This window comes from Legionella feeleii (assembly GCF_001467625.1).
GTDB classification, from domain to species: domain Bacteria; phylum Pseudomonadota; class Gammaproteobacteria; order Legionellales; family Legionellaceae; genus Tatlockia; species Tatlockia feeleii.
Window position 1 is genome coordinate 37,229 of the sequence record NZ_LNYB01000085.1, and the last position, 18,334, is coordinate 55,562.

Below are 18,334 nucleotides of genomic sequence, written 5' to 3' on the forward strand. Positions count from 1 at the left end.
TTTATATTTTAAGCTTTACTTAAGCTTTAGTATGTTATGCTGTGGCATTAAAAATAATCAACCGGTATCAAATTATGATCATTGGAACATTCTGGTCTCAAAAAGATAGCAAGTGGGTGCGTTTTGTACAGGAAGGTGGTGTAGTGCACGCAGAAAGTGCCCCTGCCCGCGAAGATAATCCTTCTTTGGCAGAAGCATGGGAACCAGAGGCTGATGGTATTTGGTCTGTCAATTATAGTCTGGAAGATGAACGGCCGCTTAGAAATGAATTTTATCGTATAAAAGACGGTATTCTTTACCATGACACGGGTATAACGAAGTATGGGGTTAGAATACTGGAACACTATCTTCCTTCTTCCGGATGGGGCCGATACCCTGAAAGCATGAAGGCAAAATTTAATCCTTTTTCAGATGTTCAAGGAGAAGAGGTCGCCTTATTACCTTATGCCCAACTGCCTTTAACAGTAGAAGTACAACTAGCAAGGCAAGAGGAAGTAGAACGGCTTGCTGAAGCGGCTCGGGAAGCAGCGCGTCAGAGGTGGGCTGAGATAAAAAAAGGTGATTTTTTGGGGCAATTTATCGATAGTGTAGGGAGTGAATTTACATCGGAGCAAAATGCTGCTCTGTACGATGAACTTTCAAAAGAGCTGCTTCCTTTCCCAATCAGTGTTTATGAAACGCCTGCTGATTTTGTAGAGCTATGGTCCCAGGAGCTAGAGGATGAAGAAGGTTCTATACGTAACGCGATAATTAGAGCCGCCTCCACAACTTTTTTCGATGAAGACTTTGCTCTGAATCCGGAAAGGGATAACGGGGTGCGTATAGGGCTATTTGAGCGCAAAAAAGCGTTTTATTTTGCTGTAATTAACGCGGGCATTCGATTCGTGCGCGATACTTTTGATCTGGCTGGGCCAGAGCAATTAGAGGAACAGATACCTTTGGATCTGCAAGTTCCTGTTTTGGATGCCCAGGTAAAGATTAGTGTTGGTCAAGCCATTTACAAATTTTTCTCTGGCTTGTTAGCTGGTATTACTCAATACGTTCCGAATATCTTTAACTGGTCGAAGCCTGCCAGTAGAGAGGAAATGGCAGGAGACAATGGACCTGAGCAGCGTGAGCATGAGCGTGTTGTCGTTATAGATGATAGTATGCAGGAAAAACGCGGTTTAGGCGCAGCTTCTTCTCAGGAAAGCTGGTTGTCTCGTAAAAAGGCAGGTGAGCTGGTTCAAGGTTCAATTAGTTATGTTAGTTCTCTGCGCTCTTTGTTTTGGTCAACGTCTCAACCCACTGATAATACTCAGAAGCATGACCCTAGCCTGGCTGGGGATGAGCCGCGACTCGAGCAGCGATTCTGACAACTCGGAGAAGGTGGATAAAAGAGCCTTTGCAATTAAAACAGAATTGTAAACCAATTGAATCTGCTGCAAAAATCTGAGTTATAATTAATGCATTATAGGTCAACAAGGATGTTGCTATGTACGATGATTTACGCAATCCCTATCAAGCAGGAGAGTTTCCTGCCTTGCAATTAGGCGGCATTCTTCTTAATGAACAATTGCTTGCTGACTCACCAGTCAATTTGGTGCTTAAATCCTTAAATCGCCATGGTCTGATTGCTGGCGCAACCGGTAGTGGTAAAACCAAAACTATTCAAGTGCTTAGTGAGCAACTTTCCCTCCAAGGGGTCCCGAGTTTAGTCATGGATATCAAAGGCGATATCTCTGGCCTGGCTCTACCAGGTGAAACGTCTGAGTTTTTATTATCACGTAGCAAATCGTTAAATCTTAGTTATGCACCACGTGCCTTTCCGGTTGAAATGCTCACTTTAAATGAGTCAACCCAGGAAGGTGTTCCTTTACGCTCAACCATTAGTGATTTTGGTGCTGTCCTGTTTTCCCGCATGCTTGATGTGAATGAAACACAAGCAGGCGTTATCACTGTTCTTTTTGAATATGCAAAAGATAATAAGTTACCCTTGATTGAACTGGCTGATTTTAAAGCGTTGTTACAATTTGCCCAAAGCGATGCCGGTAGCGCAAAAATTGAAGCTGCTTTTGGTTCTGTAGCCACGTCATCGGTGGGGACTATTGTTCGTAAAATTATTGAACTTGAGGCTCAGGGCGGTGACAAATTTTTTGGCGAGCCAGCATTTAACGTCATGGATTTGGTGCGTACTAATCCTCAAGGCCAGGGGATAATTTCAATCTTGCGTTTGTTGGATATGCAAGATAAACCAAAATTATTTTCTACGTTTATGCTGAAGTTATTATCTGATGTTTATCGAGTGATGCCCGAACTCGGTGATCCACCTAAGCCGAAGCTAATTCTCTTTATTGATGAAGCACATTTAATTTTCAGTAATGCCAGTAAAGCTTTATTAAGTTTATTGGAGACAATGGTTAAATTAATTCGTTCCAAGGGAGTGGGTTTAATTTTTTGTACGCAAACACCCAATGATATTCCCGATGCGGTATTGAGCCAGCTTGGTTTAAAAATACAACATGCCTTACGTGCTTTCACCGCTAAAGATCGCAAGGCGATGAAGCTGGTGGCACAAAATTTCCCACCTTCTACGTATTACAATACAGAGCAATTATTGACTGCTTTAGGAATTGGTGAAGCGTTGGTCAGCGGTTTGAATGCCAAAGGAGAACCGACACCGCTTGTTGAATGTTTGATACGTGCTCCGGAATCACGCATGGGGGTGCTCAACCAGCAAGAGTTAGCTGCCGTTGTGGCACAGTCAACGTTAATCGCTCGCTATGGACAGCGTATAGAACGCGAATCGGCTAAAGAAATATTGGCCAAGCAAGTGGCGAGTGCAACGCAAACAAGTACTACCGATGCTACAACCCAGAGAGGCACGGCAAGTTCTCAGGAGCCTGGCATGATAGAGCAAATAAGTAAAAACACCTTATTTCGTCAGGTGGTACGGCAAATTATGCGTGATCTAATGCGTTCTTTATTGACTGCCTTAGGCATAAAACGACGGTAGGTCTCTATTAAGAAGAGGCCTTACACATTTCAAGGCACGAATGCTAGTGCCAGACGCTATTAACTTAATGGTATACAGCTTGAGGCAGTTTTTTTGCCTGGATTATCCAAGATTCAACTTGCGATAAACTTGGCAGCTGGCGCACCAGTTTACTCTGTTCATTGGTTGCCTGGAGTGCTTGATGCAAATTGTCTGGGCGGCGCTGTGCCAATTCCAGGACTGAATCCACTCCACTGCGTTCTAATAATTCACTATATTCCTCACTGATACCTTTGATGCGTGCCAGATCAGCTTGATTAGTCCATTTCAGGATTAGCTTAGGACTGATACCCGTTTTTTCTGCAATGGTTTGTCGGCCATTGCGATCACCACAAACGTCTAGCAATTGAGTTTGGTTTTCAATGCCTGCCGTTTGCAGAAGTGCAGCATAGTGTTCACCAATTCCTTCAATCTCAATTAATTTATGCATGATCACTCCATGATTTGGTGAGTTACTCTAATAAAAGTATATACCAACATGAGAATGAGTTATGAGAACAGCCCGATGCGGCTGTTCCTTAAAAAAAATAAGCCAAGCGTCCAACAACCGAGTATAAAAAAGGAAAAAAGGTATTTACAGGGTTTAACTGCGACTCCCCATATCCAGCGGTATAATTTCCAGCGATTTCAGCCATGAGGTGTTCTCCCAGGGGCGTATTTAATCCGACACTGAAAGTTGGGCTCAGACGCCAGTCTTCCACCAGTAAATCATCTCGATGTACGCCTGCAACACCGGCACTGGAAAAAAGTCTAAGGGAAGTATTGTAGATAGGCAGCATAATTTTGCCGGTTAAATTGACTGTTTCCGTTTTAGTAGAAAATGTTGTCGATTCATTATTCTCGAAGCTGAATAAGCTCGAAGAATCAAATGAGATTTCCGCTTTAGGATAGTGCATATAACTAAATTCGATGGCGAAAGAAGGGGAAAATTCATGTCCAGCAAAAGCCCCCCAACCTCCACCGCCCTCTCTGGTATGAATTGGAGTGGACACATTTAGGGCTAAATTTTGATTTTCTTGGGAGGGGACCAAGCCGTGCCATGTCGTTGAAGCATAACCTCCAAGTGCACCAATATAAAAACGAGGATGAAAGGGAGATCCTCCCTCACCAGCATGACCACTCATTGAATACAAATACAAGGGTAACATCGTAGCCAGTAACAAATTTTTGACAATCACAATAAACACTCTCTCTCTTCTCCTAATTTCTTTCCTGAGAAATTAGGAGATAACTTAGCTAACAAAAATTATTGGCAGGCTTTACTACAAATCCGGCCTGGAGAATTAACCTTACCAAACAGATAGCAATTCCAGTTATCCATACAATCCTGAGAGGTCGTATATTTCTGGCGGTCACAAGCTGTTTGAAGTGAACCATATATAATTAACAATCGTGCGTAAAGCTTTCTCACATCTTGACACATCCCTGAGGGGAGTCCTGACGATGTGCAGTAACAGGCTGCCACTGATTTAAACGACGAGCAAAAGTTCGCATCGTTTGTAGGTACAGCCCTATCACATGCCATTGCAGTTTGAACAAACAGATAGGCAGTGATGACAATAAAAAACTTTCTTATCATCCTTGATCCTTGCTAATTTAATGATTTTCCTAAAGACTTTATCAGAATTCAGCTTAACCACAAAACATTGATTGATCTTTTGGATAATATTGTTTGGTATCCTCTTTCATAATTCGCAGGATTTCTTTGGCAAGCCTCTCACGAAAATCCGTAGTCAAATTGGCTGAAATAGCCATGTGGGGTCTGTTATCGGCCATACGCAGAAAGCAAATATCGAGAAAATTATCTACTTCCAATAAATCATATTGATAATTGTTTAGATTTTTCGCTTTTAATCCAAATAGCGAGGTATTCTCCTTTTCTGAGGTTAAAAAATCAGTATGCATATTGATATTGATGAGAAAATTATTACCTTTAAAAGAATTTAAACGTCCACAGCAGTTGAGGATTTTTCGGTTTAATTGAAGGTTAGGGAATAAACAACTATATAACCAGGTTAGTAGTTTGACACCATATTCTTTAATTTTTTTAGGCTCTCGGAAGGTGCCTATACTGGCGAGCTTTACTATATTAGAGCATTTTTGATAAGGGCTGGTAGCCATAATCGATGCATGAACCTCTCTGCAGACGGAGCTTAGGGTAGATTGCTTGTTAATCTGTGCCTTGATTAGCTCCAGCTCCAAGAAGCAACCGATGGTTTTATCATAGTTATGATCATCGCGAGTGGATTTAACTTTAGTCATACAGATGGAGGAATGTGCATTGAGCTTGTAGCCACAGCAATTACGCAGAGCTAACAAAATTACACTACTCAAACCATCATTAAGGCTTATATGATTATGTGCACAGAATAGACGTAGATTTTGCAGTGCCTCCTGAGAGATTTCTGTGTACGTTGAATAGGGAATTTGGCTTTTCTTCATATTGGCTACAACATATTCGGCGGGAAAGGTAAATAAAGAAGCATCCTCCAGATAGTCCTCCCAGAACATAAAGTCGCGATTGAAATAAGTTTGAGTATAGGCTTGTTCTTTGAATATATATTCTCGATAACGGGTATCTCTGTTCAACGATGGCGACTGAGCCGAGAGGTAAAAATTGGATAAGTCAGAGAACAAGATTGCAGGTGAAACATGATCAGAAATAATATGAGGCATACAAAGTTGGATTTCTGTGTTTCTGCCCTTTAAATAAAATAAACGAACCATTATCAGAGGTTGATTTTTAGGCCAGGGATAGAGTGCCCTCAACTCATTAAAGGAAGTCTCTAAAACAACCTCGCTTTCTTTCTCAGGCAGCGATGCGAGATTTTTTACTGCGATCTCAGGAGGAAGATTTTTCTGGAGAGACTGGACAGGACGAAAAGAGAATATTCGGTAGCATAAGGTTTCATGTTTTTTAATAATCAAAGCCAAGGCAGTCTTTAGTTTTTCTAAATCCAACATCCCTTGCACACGTTCTCGCGCACAGATATTTAATTTTTTGGCTTTGGATTCAAAGGTATTTGATAGCCATAAAGTGAATTGGAAATCACTCAATGGCAGCTGATTCTTATCCTTATAAGTCTCCGCATAACTATCTGTTTGCTGCCTTACTTCTTGTAATTGATCGAGCAAGCTGGCCACAGCTGCGATGGTTGGCTTCTGATAAAAATTTTGTAAACTGATTTCTTTTCCTAGAGCGTGATTAATGGTTGTAATAATTCTCGCTGCCGACAAAGAATGTCCTCCCAAATCAAAAAAATCATCATGAATACCAATTGGTTTTATACCTAATTCCTCCGACCAAATTTCAGCAAGTATTTTCTCCAGGGGGGTCTCGGGTGCCACCTGTCCTATGGTTGGAGTGAAGGAGGGCGCAGGCAAGGCGACGGTGTCTAGCTTGTCATTGGTATTGAGGGGAAAGGATTCTACGCTGACAAAGCAAGAAGGAATCATGAAATCAGGCAAGTACTGCTTTAAATATTGTCGCAGTTCATTGTCACTTACAGCCTGATTTTTATCTTTCAGAATGTAGTAGGCGACTAATATTTTCTCCTTGCGATATCCATCTGCAGTAATGACTGCTGCGGATTTGAGTTGGTGATGAGCAGCTAAACAGTGTTCAATCTCGGCTGGTTCTACACGAAAGCCTCGTATCTTTATCTGATGATCGATTCTTCCGATGCACTCAAGTTCCCCCTCAGGTAGTCGGCGACATAAATCTCCGGTTTTGTACAAGCGAGCATTGGGGGCATTGTTGAAGGGGTCTTTAATAAAGTATCGCTCTGTTAATGTCTTATTGTTTAGATATCCACGGGCCAGACAACAACCGCCTAGATAAAGTTCACCGATCTCTCCATCAGCAACAGGCAAGCCATTTTCATCAAGGAGATAAGATTGGCAATTAGGAACCAACCTACCAATAGGTACATTCGCTCCCAGACTGGAAATATTTGTAGAGTCAATTTGATATAGACAAACAGCAACAGTGGTTTCCGTAGGACCGTATTCATTAAACAAACGATGTTTGGGATAAAAACTCAACCAGGCTGCACAATCACTAGCGGCTAAATTTTCTCCTGCCAACATGACTTTTTTCAGATGATGAAGAGGCTTGCACTTAATTTTTAGCTGATGTAACAAGACTCTAAAATAACTGGGCGTTAATTTAATGAAATTGACTTTGCTGGTGACAAGATAATTCAGATACAGACCAGGATCTTTTTTAACTTTATCTTCACAAATCACAACGGTTAAGCCAATTGTCAAGGGCACAAGCGAGGTTGTTAGCGCAAAATCAAAAGACGGGTTGGAAGAAAAATCAACCAATTGTTGTGTGTTTAACGTGCAAGAATCAGCAAACCACTTCGCGTAATTGACAACACCCTCATGCTCAATGAGTACACCTTTAGGCTTACCAGTTGAACCAGACGTATAAATTATATAAGCCAGGTGATGAGGGGAAGTGACTGATTGAAGATTATCAAGTGATTGCTTGCACAGTTCCTCATCTTCATTAAAAAGGATGGTTTTTCCCTGGTAGCGAGTAAATTTTGTTTTCCATTCACTCGTCGTGATGAGAATGGAAGTTGATCCTTCATGTAGAATGAGTAATAACCGTTCTTCAGGAGATGAAGGATCTAAGGGAATATAGGCTCCCCCTGCCTTTAAAATTGCCATAATCGCAATAAGAAAATCGATGGAGCGATTCATGCAGAGGGCAACTTGCGTTTCTGCGGTCACTCCCAATGTCCGCAAATAATGGGCTAGCTGATTTGCCCTCTGATTTAATTGAGCGTAACTAATTGCTTGTCTTTCAAAAATAGCGGCAATTTTTTGCGGTCTTTGTTTAACTTGCAGCTCAAACATTTCATGCAGGGTATCGGCAGTTTTCCTTTTCAATTTTTCTTCCTTCCTATCAAAGTTAACCCATACTCCATTTTCTATAATTATAGTTTTGGCAAAATCTTATCTAGCCATTTGGGCAGGTACCAATTCCATTCTTTAAGCAATACCATAGTGGAGGGAACCAGGAGCGTTCGAATTAAAAAAGCATCCACAAAAATCGCCACCGCGATGCCAAGCCCAAAGGCTTTCACCATTAATACATCGGCAACTAAAAATGAACCGCAAATGAAGATAACGATGAGTGCGGCACTGGTAATAATGCGACTGCTCCGCTCAATGCCCGAAATAATACTTTTATTGTTATGATGGCCATTTTTTTCATAAGCCTCTTTTATTCGCGATAGGAGAAAAACCTCATAGTCCATCGAGAACCCAAAGAGGGCGCAAAAGATGATGACTAAAAGACTGATATCCAACATTCCCTGGGGTTCAAAATTAAGGTATTTCGCTAAATAACCATCCTGAAATACGAGCACAAGAGCACCATAGCAGGCACTCAGACTTAATAAATTCATGAGAATGGCTTTAATAGGAATAAATAAAGAACGTAATAGCAGAAGTAAAATGAGATAAGTGAAAACCATAATCCATAACAAAGCCCAAGGTAAAATCTGAGAAATACGGGTTAAAACATCAACGTTGAGGGCTGGTGTCCCAGTAATTTCCATAGTCAGTCCCGCAGACACTTTAGTGTTTCTTAGCGTTTTAACTAGTTGTATTGTTTGAGCGTCATTGCTTTCATAATTGCTACTAACATTTAATACCGCAAAAGAATAGCCTGTTGTTGTCGCTAATAATTTTTTTATATTAGCAGCCAAAAATTTCTTAGGTGTGGAATACAGGTTGATATATTGTTTCTTGGTTAATTTTCCATCAGACGAGACTACCCCGCTAATCCCATCAATAGAGGGATGGTCTTTTAGTTTTTGTACTAAAGTATAGATTTTGGAAAGACTATCTTGCGACAAAATATAATGATGGGGAGATTGAATTAATAACAAAATTGGGGTTAATGATTTGACATCAAATTCTTCTTCGTAGGTATTAAAAAACTGTCGGCTCTCAGATTCTTTAGGAGTAATGCGATAATCTGATACGCCAAATTTGGCCGACAAGAATGGATAACCAAGCAGGAGTAATAAAATAAGAATCGGAAAAAAAAAGTATAAAGGATGAGCAACAACTTTTTCTGCTAGCCAACGCCAGGCAGGCGAGTGATGGCCCTTATTTTTTCCGGGTAGATGGATCGAAAAAAGATTAATTTTGTTTTTGAGAACAGCAAGAAAAGCAGGGAGTACGATGACAGCCGTAATGACCGCAACCACCACAGCAACGATCCCGCCAACAGCCATAGAAAATAAAATATTAATAGGGAAAAGAAATAAAGCGCTGATACTGATAAGAACGGCCAGGCCACTGAAAAAAATAGCTTTTCCCGCGGTTTCTGCAGTAATGGCAATGGCTTCGCTTATATCGATGCCATTATGTAATTCTTCGCGAAAGCGACTGATGATAAATAGGGAATAATCCAGACTCAGGCAGAGACCCAGCAATAAAGCAATATTCAAGGTATAGACAGAGAGAGTCCACGATTCTCCTAAAATATAAAGGGCGGTAAGGATAATGAGCGCGCATCCGCCGCCCAAAAGAATAGGCAGCAACGCGGCAGTTAGGGAGCCAAAAACGACTAACAAGGTAATAATTGCCACCGGTGTTGCGATAAAATCGGCCTTATAGAGATCGTGCTGAGTCTCTTTATTGATCTCTCTAACAAAAATAGCCTGCCCTCCCATTTCAATAGTCATATTGGATGGTTTTTTTATTGCAGCTGTAAATTTGGCTAGCATGTCAGCATCAAGAGGTTCCTGGCTTTTAACAATTACGACTACATAGGCAGAATGCTTATCCTTGGAAATTTGATGTTTGTTGTCTGAGGGGAGGAAAATGTCATGTTTAATAGGGAAATTTTCCAAACCCGAAAGGGATTGCTTGATTTTCTTATTAAATAGGGATTGGTTAGCCCGAAGATGATTGCTCTGATAGATAATCAGAAATTTATTAGCGCTGTCGTAACCCAGTTTCTTATCGATATATTCCTGGGTCTTGGCACTTTGTGAATTCTCATCTTTAAAACCGGTTGTTTTAAAAGGAGCAACAATGTTGATGAGCAGAGGAACACAGGCCAGGATTATGACTACCCATAGGATAATGATATACCAGCGCAGCGGGTAGATTTTACTCCCTAATTTGTAAAATAAGTGTTTTTTCATCATCCTTCAAGCGCCCCAGTCAGCACTTGGTCTAAAATGGTCTAATTCAACCGCAGCTATAGACTTTTTTGTAATAAATTGCGTTGGGTTACCCAAAAATCTCTCTTTATAGTGAGGGGGTTGGGGATGTTGTTTTGGACAGCTTTTCTCTAACTCCATGTTTTTATTCCATTAGTGGAGAGACATATAAATTTAGTGTAGTTAAATGGCTCTGTTTGTCAAAATTAAATTCATTTTGTTGCGATAAGCCTAAGCTTTCGAATGAAGTTGCTTGCCAAATTTTCTTTGCTGATTAAAATTTGCCTTTTTTGAATTACGAATAAATTGCTATGCAAAAGACAGAAGAAAAACACTGGTCCAAAATAGAATATTTACATCAGCATGTTAAAAATCCCAATATCCATATCAAAGGAACGCATAGCTATTACAGTGATGCATGGACAGGGAGTTTTGAGGAAACCGTAGTTCGATATCTTTACGGAGATGAATACAGTTTAAAAAATTGGCAGCCGCAATGGCCCATTGACCAGCTTTATGTTGGTAATTATGTTTGTATTGCTGCCGAGGTCATTATTATGTTGGGCGGAAATCATAATCACCGGACAGACTGGTTTTGTCTTTATCCTTTTGCAGACAGGTATCTTGACGCCTATGAAGGGAAGGGGGATACCGTTATTAAGGATGGTGTTTGGCTCGGAATGCGTTCAATAATTATGCCGGGTGTCACTATTGGAGAAGGGGCGATAATAGCTGCAAATACCATTGTGACTAAAGATATTGAACCTTATAGCATCGTGGCCGGGAGTCCTGGCAAAATAATAAAAAAACGCTTCACGCAAGACATTATCGAACGAATCCTAAAGTTAGACATTTATTCCTGGCAGGAGGATAAATTCAATCTCTTAAAAGACTATATTTGTAGCGATGACATAACAGCATTGGAGCAAGCGAGCAGGGAGTATGATGCTCGACTGGTCTAGTTGCTATTGATTTAAGTGAAAACGATTAAAGCAGCAAGCCAGGATTAGTATAGAGGTTTCTCCCCTGCCTGATTGGGAATGAGAATTCATAAAATTGCAAATTAGCCTTATTAGCCGGGTCGTATTGGCTTTTTTGGGCAAATTTTGCTCTCTACGCATATAATTAAATTATTCATGAAGTGAGATATTATGATGCCTGGAGAAGAGCCTGCAATTATAGATGATGATCCCTATGCTTATTCTTACGCAAAATATGAGCCAGTATTATCACCACAAAATGTCGTGAATATTGGTCCTGAAGATGGAAATGGTGTTTTTACCTCTGGTATGACGGACTGTGTAGCTTTGTGCTTTCGGATCAAAGATGAGGCTGGGGATATTGTTCGCCTCTCAATGATTCATTTGCCAGGAGGAATTAATGCCGCTCAATTAGAGAGTGATGAAGGAAAACAAGTCATCGAGCAAATGTTAAAACATGCCCCCGAAGGCGCGCAAGTTGAAGTAGTGATTGCCTGGAATAAACAACACTATGATGAGCAACGTGACTATGCGTGGGAAACACGAGGCGGTACCCTGCTTGATAGGCCTTTATTTGATGCCCTGCAAAGCCAGATCGATGATGATGAAAAAAATATTAGGCTTACAGACATGACCACTTTTTCTGGTGCACGGCATAATTTAGATGAAAGTGCTTTTAGTTTTTCCCTTAATTTCTATGGGGAGGAAGGGGAATTTAAAAATTGCCATGGAACAAGAGCGTTAGCACAGGATGTTCATGTAAAGTATGATGCGCCGCCTACAAATGGAAGCCGAGCAGTTTACCTGCTCAATTGGGCAATGGGGTTAGGAGACAAAAAAAGATGGGACGAAATTCAAAGCGATATACGAGATTCTACCGATCCAAATTTTGATAAAGCGAAGACAATGGAATTTGAATTTCCTTTGCAGGACCCTGTTCGGCTAAAAGAGATGATGCTCAAGGCTCGAGCAACCAATAACGCCACTCTATGGAGGCAGATAAAAGATGCACTCGTTGATGATATTAAAAATAGCTCCAATAAAGCAGAAGCAGTTGCTGCACACAAGGAACTATTGCAACTGCATTTTAAAAAAGATGATAAAGGTCAATACAATGGCAGCATCTTTTGTCGAATGTTTCAAAATGGTGAATCGACTCACTGGCGTCAAATTAAACAGTGGGATAGGCCTGATAATCAGCAAATTTCAAGCTCAACAGCTGCAACCAAAAACTACAAACAGGATTTAAGAGAGACTCAACAACTACTTGCTGCGGATGACGAGGTTGATAAAACAGAACAACGCGTCTCAAAAAACTCTTAGCATTTCATTTTTGATGGTTTTACATCGTTATTGTGTGTAGTTCGCTTCTTCATTATCAAAGGCATGCAATTACTTTCTCCTTGTTGCCCATACTGGTTAATAAGCCAATTTCTATTAATGAGTAGTATCAATATTCGTGCTGGGCGGGTTATAGGGGTTAGTCTTACTGCCAGGGGTTAGCTGGGGATTCGGAATTGTAGTACCTGGCAGTGGGTTAACGATGCCCGGTGTAGTGGGCATGTTGCCTCGTTGATGGCTTATTCCTGTTTTGGGGGCATTATTCTTTGTAGCATTCGATCCTGAATTACTGGTGGTATTTGAGTACGCCGCACTTCCTAAAGAAAACGAGGTCAACAAGATTAGAAGAGTCCGTTTCATTACTTCCTCCTCAAGGTGGTTTAATTAAATTATAGTACGTCGCTATTTAAGCTTTAGGCACCGCCCCCATTAAAAGCGGCGGTTAAAAGTTCTTGGTGTAATATTATTAAATCCGGGATTATTGTGCGGTCCAAAATTACTCTGCGGCCCGAAGTTATTTAGTCCAGGATTATTATGCGGTCCAAAATTACTCTGTGGCCCGAAGTTATTTAGCCCAGGATTATTGTGCGGTCCAAAATTACTCTGCGGCCCGAAGTTATTTAGCCCAGGATTATTATGCGGTCCAAAATTACTCTGTGGCCCGAAGTTATTTAGCCCAGTATTATTATGCGGTCCAAAATTACTCTGCGGCCCGAAGTTATTTAATCCAGGGTTAATAGTCGCGTTAGCATAGGTTGTAATTAAAGAAAGCAAGGTAAAAAGCAGTACCAGAGTCCTTTTCATAAGTTTCTCCTTAAAGTATTGCACTAATTATAGTACTTGAGCGAGGGGCCAATTCAGGGAGGGGTAGGCTTGCGTCCTGGACTTAAAAGCCCTAGATTAAGCCTATGAGGCTACTGTTAGAGGAAATAATTGGTCCATATTCTTCTCTCCAATAAAAATAGTAATTCCAAGTGCCGTAGCATTATTTTTAATACCGATACCCATTTATTTCTGCTTGCTGATAATCAGCAACTTAAAAAAAATGAATTAATAAATATCGAATTTGAACATCCATTACTTGTCCAGCCTGGAATCCAGCCATTTAATGGGATCTATGATTATCAGTATGAAGATATGGAGGGCTTATTTGAATCAGCTATTTATGTCTATTCAGTTCTGTTGCAAGCGAGTGAGCCATCGAATTGTAGATTTAATATTCATCCATCACCAAGTTTCATTGACTCAAATGCTCAAGAACAAATTTATTGCTCTATAAAAGCTAACCAACGCGCTAATGAAGCAGTCAATATAGAGAATTTTGAAGATTTAATTAGTGAATTAAGTGGTTATCGCTTCAAATTTTTAAATCATATTTTGATAAAGAATAGTTTTAGCACAAAGGATCTCCCAAATTCTATTGATGGGGATTTACTTTTTGAAACAAAAACAGAGCTTGTTAATTTATTAAAGCAGCCCTGTAATTTGGACAGATTTGAATTACGTTACATTGATCCTGTTGTGAGGTTTGGCCTATTTGCCAGAGATTTCATCCAAAAAGATGAGATTCTATTTTCTTATTGTGGGGAAAAAAGGATTTTTGATTCTAAACACAAAGGTTATGCCTTTGAATGTCGGGCAGATTGCCTGAATATGCATATCGATGCTTCCCAATATGGGAATATTGCACGCTTTGTTAATCATGCGCCTGAACCAGGTAAAGACCAGGTTGAACCGCAGTTACTTGAGGCTAACTTAAAAACAATTAGTCACAATTTGAACGGTATAGAGGTTATATTTTTTAAAGCGACCAGAAAGATTTTAATAGGCGAACAACTACTTGTTAATTACGGAGAAAAGTCCTTTAAAACACAGCGCATGACCCGCTTTACAAGCAAGGGGAAAGCTATCTATAAGGACAAACCGGGGTTATGGAAAAGATCGCAAAATAAAATCACTCATTTAAAAATAATGGCTAATCATGGATTGAAAAAGGCGCAACATTATATCTTGCTAAGGCTACTTTTAATAAGCGTCGTATTGTTACTTATAGTAAGTAGCGTGTAGGTATCGATGCTGACCGTAGTTGCTCCTGTAGCTATTCCAAATTGGGATATTGCTTTTCCAAATATTCTTTTTAAATTCTCCACTCCTTGTGCTCAAATAAATTCCATTGAGTTTGCTGCAAGGTCAATGTGAAACTATTTTTACGAGGGTATCTATGAGAGAAAAGCAGGAAGGAAAGTTATCTTTAGGGGAAAGGAAAATAATAATAGCCGGAAGGATGGGAGAAAATGATGCACGTAGAGGCAAGCCCAGAAAAGATTTCTCTATGACGAATAAATCTCAGGAGTATATTAGCAGCTACAATGCAGGCTATGACAAGATTGCCTTAGAGCGGATACAGACAAAGAAAAAGCAAATGCCTTCTAGCGCTCTACCAACTAATATGAAGCGAGCTAGAATCGCTATAGAGGCACCCGTAGGCCAGACAGATGCAGATAGATCTGAAACACCCTGCAAAAAAACGGATACCTCAGGCCAGAGGATTAGAAATATGCCTTCCTATCAGAGAGTTACTGTGGCAGGGCGTACTATCACTGTTGATGCTTTTCTTAAACGTCATTATGTTTTTCAAGATACAAAAGAAGAAGTGAGCCGCCATGCATTATATCAAGCTGTACTGTTTGAAGATGGAACAATCACTGTCAATGGAAGGCTAATTGAATGGGATACTAAGCTAAAGAAAGGTATATCCGGACTAATAAAGATTGGAAAAGAAAATCCTATTACAAAATCTGGTTTTCTAAAACGAACTTATGTGTTTAAAGACACCGGAGAAGTGGTAAGTAAAGAAGCCCAGAGAGCAGCACAAATTCATGAAGATGGAACAGTTTCTGTCAATGGAAAGCTAATTGAGTGGAGGAAAAAGTGCAAGATTAGGGACAGGAGTATTGGCGAAGAAGAGACCGATGAAATTCAGGGAGATGTAATACATGATGGCAGTGAGAAAGAAATTGGCGTGAAGGAAGAAGATTTTTCTTTATCTTCAGGGGATTATGAGGCCCCTGCGGGTCTTGAATTTGATGTGCTGTGGAAAATGCTGATACCGGACTATATAGGTCAGGGGGTTAACCCAGGAACACAAGGAAATGATAAGGAAGAAAACGCCGCTTTATCTTCAGCATTGAGTGATGTGGCAGGTAGCCCAGGATTTGATGAATTTAAGAAAGAGCTTATGGCTGATATTCTAAGGGTAAATCCTGAAGGCCGAGGGCAGTCACTGGCAGCAAACCCTTTCGAACGTGGAGAAGCTGGGGCTGAGGGGGGAAGCGAATTAAGTCCCCAGGCTCGAAAACCTTATTCTCCTCAATTTTTCTCTTATCGAGGGAGTTCGGAGCAAGTTGCTGCTCCTCGACAAGTTTTCGACACTAGCATGAGCTCCGATGGTGGGAAAGAACCTGATCGAGACAGAACTGGGCCTCATTGGCAGCCTGCTTATTTTACACAACAGTTCGTCAAAGAGGAAAAGGCCGACGAGGTGAATAATTGCATTTTATGTTAGATTTTTGAAACAAGAGCTGGACGAAGATTGTGCGCAAGGAAGCGTGCGCAGAAGTATCCTCGCCAAGTGGAGGCTGGCGGTTTTATTCAGTACAATAATTATCGATTGTTGGAGCATGTACCTGTCTGTTGAAGTTCTGGCATAATGTATTACATACTTCAGTCCTGAATCGATGAACTGTTAATTGCTATGAATAAGCTAAAGAAAATCGCCTGCCCTACCTGCGGTAAAAAAAATACCTGGTACCCTGAAAACGCCTTCAAACCGTTTTGTTGCGAGCGCTGTAAACTGATTGATTTAGGCGAATGGGCTCGTGAAACCAGAAAAATTCCTGGCGATTCGGTTGATCCAACTAGTCCATCTGCAGATATCAATGGCTCTCGCGATACCAATGAAGATTTTTAAACAGCTGAGATGAGAAACCTCAATACCAATGACCTCCTACCATAAACGTTGGTTATGTTCCTAATATTCCCTTAATCCGCTCACGATAAGATGCTCACCGATAAATATTAATTGTTAATGAGACCTAATGGGAGCATGGTGAATCTAAGTCAGAAACATCTTAATGAGCAAGTCAATAAATGGCTCACACAAAAAAATAGTACCCTCCAGATTGATTCTAGTGGGGATTGTCTACGAAGAACACTGATATGGTTATTGCACGCGAAGCAGCGCGATTTAACAAATTTATATGCAAACTATGAGAAAATTTCCGGTTGGGATGGGATTAGTACGACCACTGTATTAGAGGATGAAGCCTTTGAACTGTTTTTGGCGTTTAACGATACCATGCAGCGACCAGGCAATATTGCCTACCACATTCAACCCGATAAGCTTAACCGCCATAAGAAAAAAGAGCTAACTGTCCCAAATCTTAAAAGCAGCAGCGTGAAATCGTTAATTTGGGAGTTGGCTGAATTAATAAATTTTTTAGAAAAAGAGGCACAGGAAGGGGAGATGTTGTTACTCAATTCTCAAAACCATGCCTTTGGACTCATCTGTTTGTCAGATACTTATTTTTTCTACGATCCCAATAATCCTGAGGGTCATGTACCTTGCAAAGATATTTACGTGGTTGTACGCGAATTAATGTCAAAATTAGACTGTGATACAAAACATATTCCACTTTCTGTCCATAGACTCTGTTTCGAACAGCATTTCACAGCCCAGGAAAATACGCCATTCCCTGCTGACTCAGGCACCTTATCTGCCCGTGTCAGCCACGATGGTATGAGTGCTTCCATGCTCGCGGCACAAAATAATGACTTGCAAACCCTTCATTTTTTAGCCACGAAAGAAGGACTGGAACAAACTGATCATGAAGGGATGAATGCATTTTATCTTGCGGCTCAAAATGGACATGAGGACTGTCTCCGCTATTTATTAAGTTTAGGAGCCAATATTGATTTTCAAGGCCCCGAAAAGAAAACACCACTTTATGTTGCCGCTAAAAATAATCATCTTAATGTATGCGTGCAGCTCATTTCACTAGGGGCTGACATTGATAAACCGGCAGAAGATGGTACATCCCCTCTACATGTTGCTGCCGAAAAGGGCAATGAAAATATTGTTTTCAATTTGATACGAGCTGGTGCACATGTAAATAACCAAGCTGAGGAAGATGGCAGCTCACCTCTCTATGTAGCTGTACTAAACAGTCACGAAGGATGTGTGAAAATTCTCTTGAACACGCCTGATATTCGAGTAAACATTCAATTGTTTGATGATGGCACAACGCCCTTGCACATCGCCTGTGAGCAGGGGGATGTAGCCATCGTTTCTCACTTACTTGCTCATCCTGATATTGATGTGAATGTTCAAGCAGAGGATCTCTCTACCCCGTTGCATAATGCCTGCGAATCAGGCTCTTTAGAGATAATAATGCAATTAATTGCCAAGGGCGCTCAAATAAATGCTAAAAATGAAGCGGGAATGACACCACTGGCAATTGTTTGTAACCATCGACATGCAGCAGCCGCCCAAGAGCTCTTAAAAAGAGGGGCTAGCCCTGCGCAGGTTAGTGATAATGATAGTGAGTGGTTGCAAATGATCATTAGTGAGTCCAACGACGCCCAAAAAACAGTTTTTTCAGAAGGAGAATGGTCAACATTCTTTTTTCATAATACGCCTACTCCTGCTGTGGAAAAGGGGCACAAACGGATAAAATTAGGTACCACCCATGAATAAAGAGTCGATTTCGGGTATAACGATACCA

General features: G+C 40.7%; 15 protein-coding genes. 8 read left to right on the plus strand and 7 right to left on the minus strand.

Going from position 1 to position 18,334, the window contains the following annotated elements; translation table 11 throughout:
- Window positions 1-74: 74 nt before the first annotated feature.
- Both Lfee_RS12420 and Lfee_RS12425 read left to right on the plus strand, forming a co-directional pair.
- A complete protein-coding gene (locus tag Lfee_RS12420; protein WP_058447312.1) occupies window positions 75-1,355 on the plus strand; it encodes a hypothetical protein in 1,281 nt (426 codons plus the stop codon).
- A gap of 119 nt (window positions 1,356-1,474) precedes the next feature.
- A complete protein-coding gene (locus tag Lfee_RS12425) occupies window positions 1,475-2,995 on the plus strand; it encodes a helicase HerA-like domain-containing protein (RefSeq protein ID WP_058447313.1) in 1,521 nt (506 codons plus the stop codon).
- A gap of 64 nt (window positions 2,996-3,059) precedes the next feature.
- Here Lfee_RS12425 and Lfee_RS12430 read toward each other — a convergent pair whose 3' ends face one another.
- The 5 genes from Lfee_RS12430 to Lfee_RS12445 form a co-directional block, all read right to left on the minus strand.
- Entirely contained in the window at window positions 3,060-3,464 is a 405-nt protein-coding gene (locus Lfee_RS12430) for a DUF4332 domain-containing protein (RefSeq protein WP_058447314.1), read from the minus strand.
- A gap of 88 nt (window positions 3,465-3,552) precedes the next feature.
- Complete coding sequence (locus Lfee_RS12435; protein WP_238584932.1) at window positions 3,553-4,221, minus strand: hypothetical protein; 669 nt, start codon at window positions 4,219-4,221, stop codon at window positions 3,553-3,555.
- 59 nt (window positions 4,222-4,280) lie between these two features.
- Complete coding sequence (locus Lfee_RS16800; RefSeq protein WP_082646652.1) at window positions 4,281-4,613, minus strand: hypothetical protein; 333 nt, start codon at window positions 4,611-4,613, stop codon at window positions 4,281-4,283.
- A 53-nt stretch (window positions 4,614-4,666) separates the two neighbouring features.
- Window positions 4,667-7,936, minus strand: coding sequence for an amino acid adenylation domain-containing protein (locus Lfee_RS12440; RefSeq protein WP_058447315.1), 3,270 nt, complete (start codon window positions 7,934-7,936; stop codon window positions 4,667-4,669).
- A gap of 47 nt (window positions 7,937-7,983) precedes the next feature.
- Window positions 7,984-10,215 (minus strand): MMPL family transporter, encoded by a 2,232-nt coding sequence (locus Lfee_RS12445; protein ID WP_058447316.1) that lies wholly within the window; start codon window positions 10,213-10,215, stop codon window positions 7,984-7,986.
- 326 nt (window positions 10,216-10,541) lie between these two features.
- On the opposite strand from Lfee_RS12445, the gene Lfee_RS12450 reads away from it, so the two are divergent.
- Together Lfee_RS12450 and Lfee_RS12455 are read left to right on the plus strand one after the other, a co-directional pair.
- Complete coding sequence (locus Lfee_RS12450; protein WP_058447317.1) at window positions 10,542-11,192, plus strand: CatB-related O-acetyltransferase; 651 nt, start codon at window positions 10,542-10,544, stop codon at window positions 11,190-11,192.
- Between the two features lie 189 nt (window positions 11,193-11,381).
- Window positions 11,382-12,533 (plus strand): hypothetical protein, encoded by a 1,152-nt coding sequence (locus Lfee_RS12455; protein WP_058447319.1) that lies wholly within the window; start codon window positions 11,382-11,384, stop codon window positions 12,531-12,533.
- A 114-nt stretch (window positions 12,534-12,647) separates the two neighbouring features.
- Here Lfee_RS12455 and Lfee_RS17065 read toward each other — a convergent pair whose 3' ends face one another.
- Together Lfee_RS17065 and Lfee_RS12460 are read right to left on the minus strand one after the other, a co-directional pair.
- Complete coding sequence (locus tag Lfee_RS17065) at window positions 12,648-12,911, minus strand: hypothetical protein (protein WP_131753170.1); 264 nt, start codon at window positions 12,909-12,911, stop codon at window positions 12,648-12,650.
- 69 nt (window positions 12,912-12,980) lie between these two features.
- Window positions 12,981-13,355, minus strand: a complete 375-nt coding sequence (locus Lfee_RS12460) for a hypothetical protein (RefSeq protein ID WP_058447321.1) — start codon at window positions 13,353-13,355, stop codon at window positions 12,981-12,983.
- Window positions 13,356-13,688: 333 nt separating this feature from the next.
- On the opposite strand from Lfee_RS12460, the gene Lfee_RS12465 reads away from it, so the two are divergent.
- The 4 genes from Lfee_RS12465 (at window position 13,689) to Lfee_RS12480 (ending at window position 18,306) form a co-directional block, all read left to right on the plus strand.
- Entirely contained in the window at window positions 13,689-14,618 is a 930-nt protein-coding gene (locus Lfee_RS12465) for an SET domain-containing protein-lysine N-methyltransferase (protein WP_131753171.1), read from the plus strand.
- Window positions 14,619-14,883: 265 nt separating this feature from the next.
- The gene (locus Lfee_RS12470; protein WP_156413392.1) at window positions 14,884-16,116 is read left to right on the plus strand and encodes a hypothetical protein; all 1,233 of its coding nucleotides are present in this window, start codon (window positions 14,884-14,886) and stop codon (window positions 16,114-16,116) included.
- Between the two features lie 189 nt (window positions 16,117-16,305).
- Window positions 16,306-16,521, plus strand: a complete 216-nt coding sequence (locus tag Lfee_RS12475; RefSeq protein WP_058447327.1) for a DNA gyrase inhibitor YacG — start codon at window positions 16,306-16,308, stop codon at window positions 16,519-16,521.
- Between the two features lie 135 nt (window positions 16,522-16,656).
- On the plus strand, window positions 16,657-18,306 hold the full coding sequence (locus Lfee_RS12480) for an ankyrin repeat domain-containing protein (protein WP_058447329.1): 1,650 nt from the start codon (window positions 16,657-16,659) through the stop codon (window positions 18,304-18,306).
- Window positions 18,307-18,334 lie beyond the last annotated feature (28 nt).

Coding starts and splice junctions, on each gene's coding strand:
- Lfee_RS12420 (WP_058447312.1), top strand. CDS start 75: ATGATCATTGGAACATTCTGGTCTCAAAAAGATAGCAAGTGGGTGCGT.
- Lfee_RS12425 (WP_058447313.1), top strand. CDS start 1,475: ATGTACGATGATTTACGCAATCCCTATCAAGCAGGAGAGTTTCCTGCC.
- Lfee_RS12430 (WP_058447314.1), bottom strand. CDS start 3,464: ATGCATAAATTAATTGAGATTGAAGGAATTGGTGAACACTATGCTGCA.
- Lfee_RS16800 (WP_082646652.1), bottom strand. CDS start 4,613: ATGATAAGAAAGTTTTTTATTGTCATCACTGCCTATCTGTTTGTTCAA.
- Lfee_RS12445 (WP_058447316.1), bottom strand. CDS start 10,215: ATGATGAAAAAACACTTATTTTACAAATTAGGGAGTAAAATCTACCCG.
- Lfee_RS12450 (WP_058447317.1), top strand. CDS start 10,542: ATGCAAAAGACAGAAGAAAAACACTGGTCCAAAATAGAATATTTACAT.
- Lfee_RS12455 (WP_058447319.1), top strand. CDS start 11,382: ATGATGCCTGGAGAAGAGCCTGCAATTATAGATGATGATCCCTATGCT.
- Lfee_RS17065 (WP_131753170.1), bottom strand. CDS start 12,911: ATGAAACGGACTCTTCTAATCTTGTTGACCTCGTTTTCTTTAGGAAGT.
- Lfee_RS12460 (WP_058447321.1), bottom strand. CDS start 13,355: ATGAAAAGGACTCTGGTACTGCTTTTTACCTTGCTTTCTTTAATTACA.
- Lfee_RS12465 (WP_131753171.1), top strand. CDS start 13,689: ATGGAGGGCTTATTTGAATCAGCTATTTATGTCTATTCAGTTCTGTTG.
- Lfee_RS12470 (WP_156413392.1), top strand. CDS start 14,884: ATGACGAATAAATCTCAGGAGTATATTAGCAGCTACAATGCAGGCTAT.
- Lfee_RS12475 (WP_058447327.1), top strand. CDS start 16,306: ATGAATAAGCTAAAGAAAATCGCCTGCCCTACCTGCGGTAAAAAAAAT.
- Lfee_RS12480 (WP_058447329.1), top strand. CDS start 16,657: ATGGTGAATCTAAGTCAGAAACATCTTAATGAGCAAGTCAATAAATGG.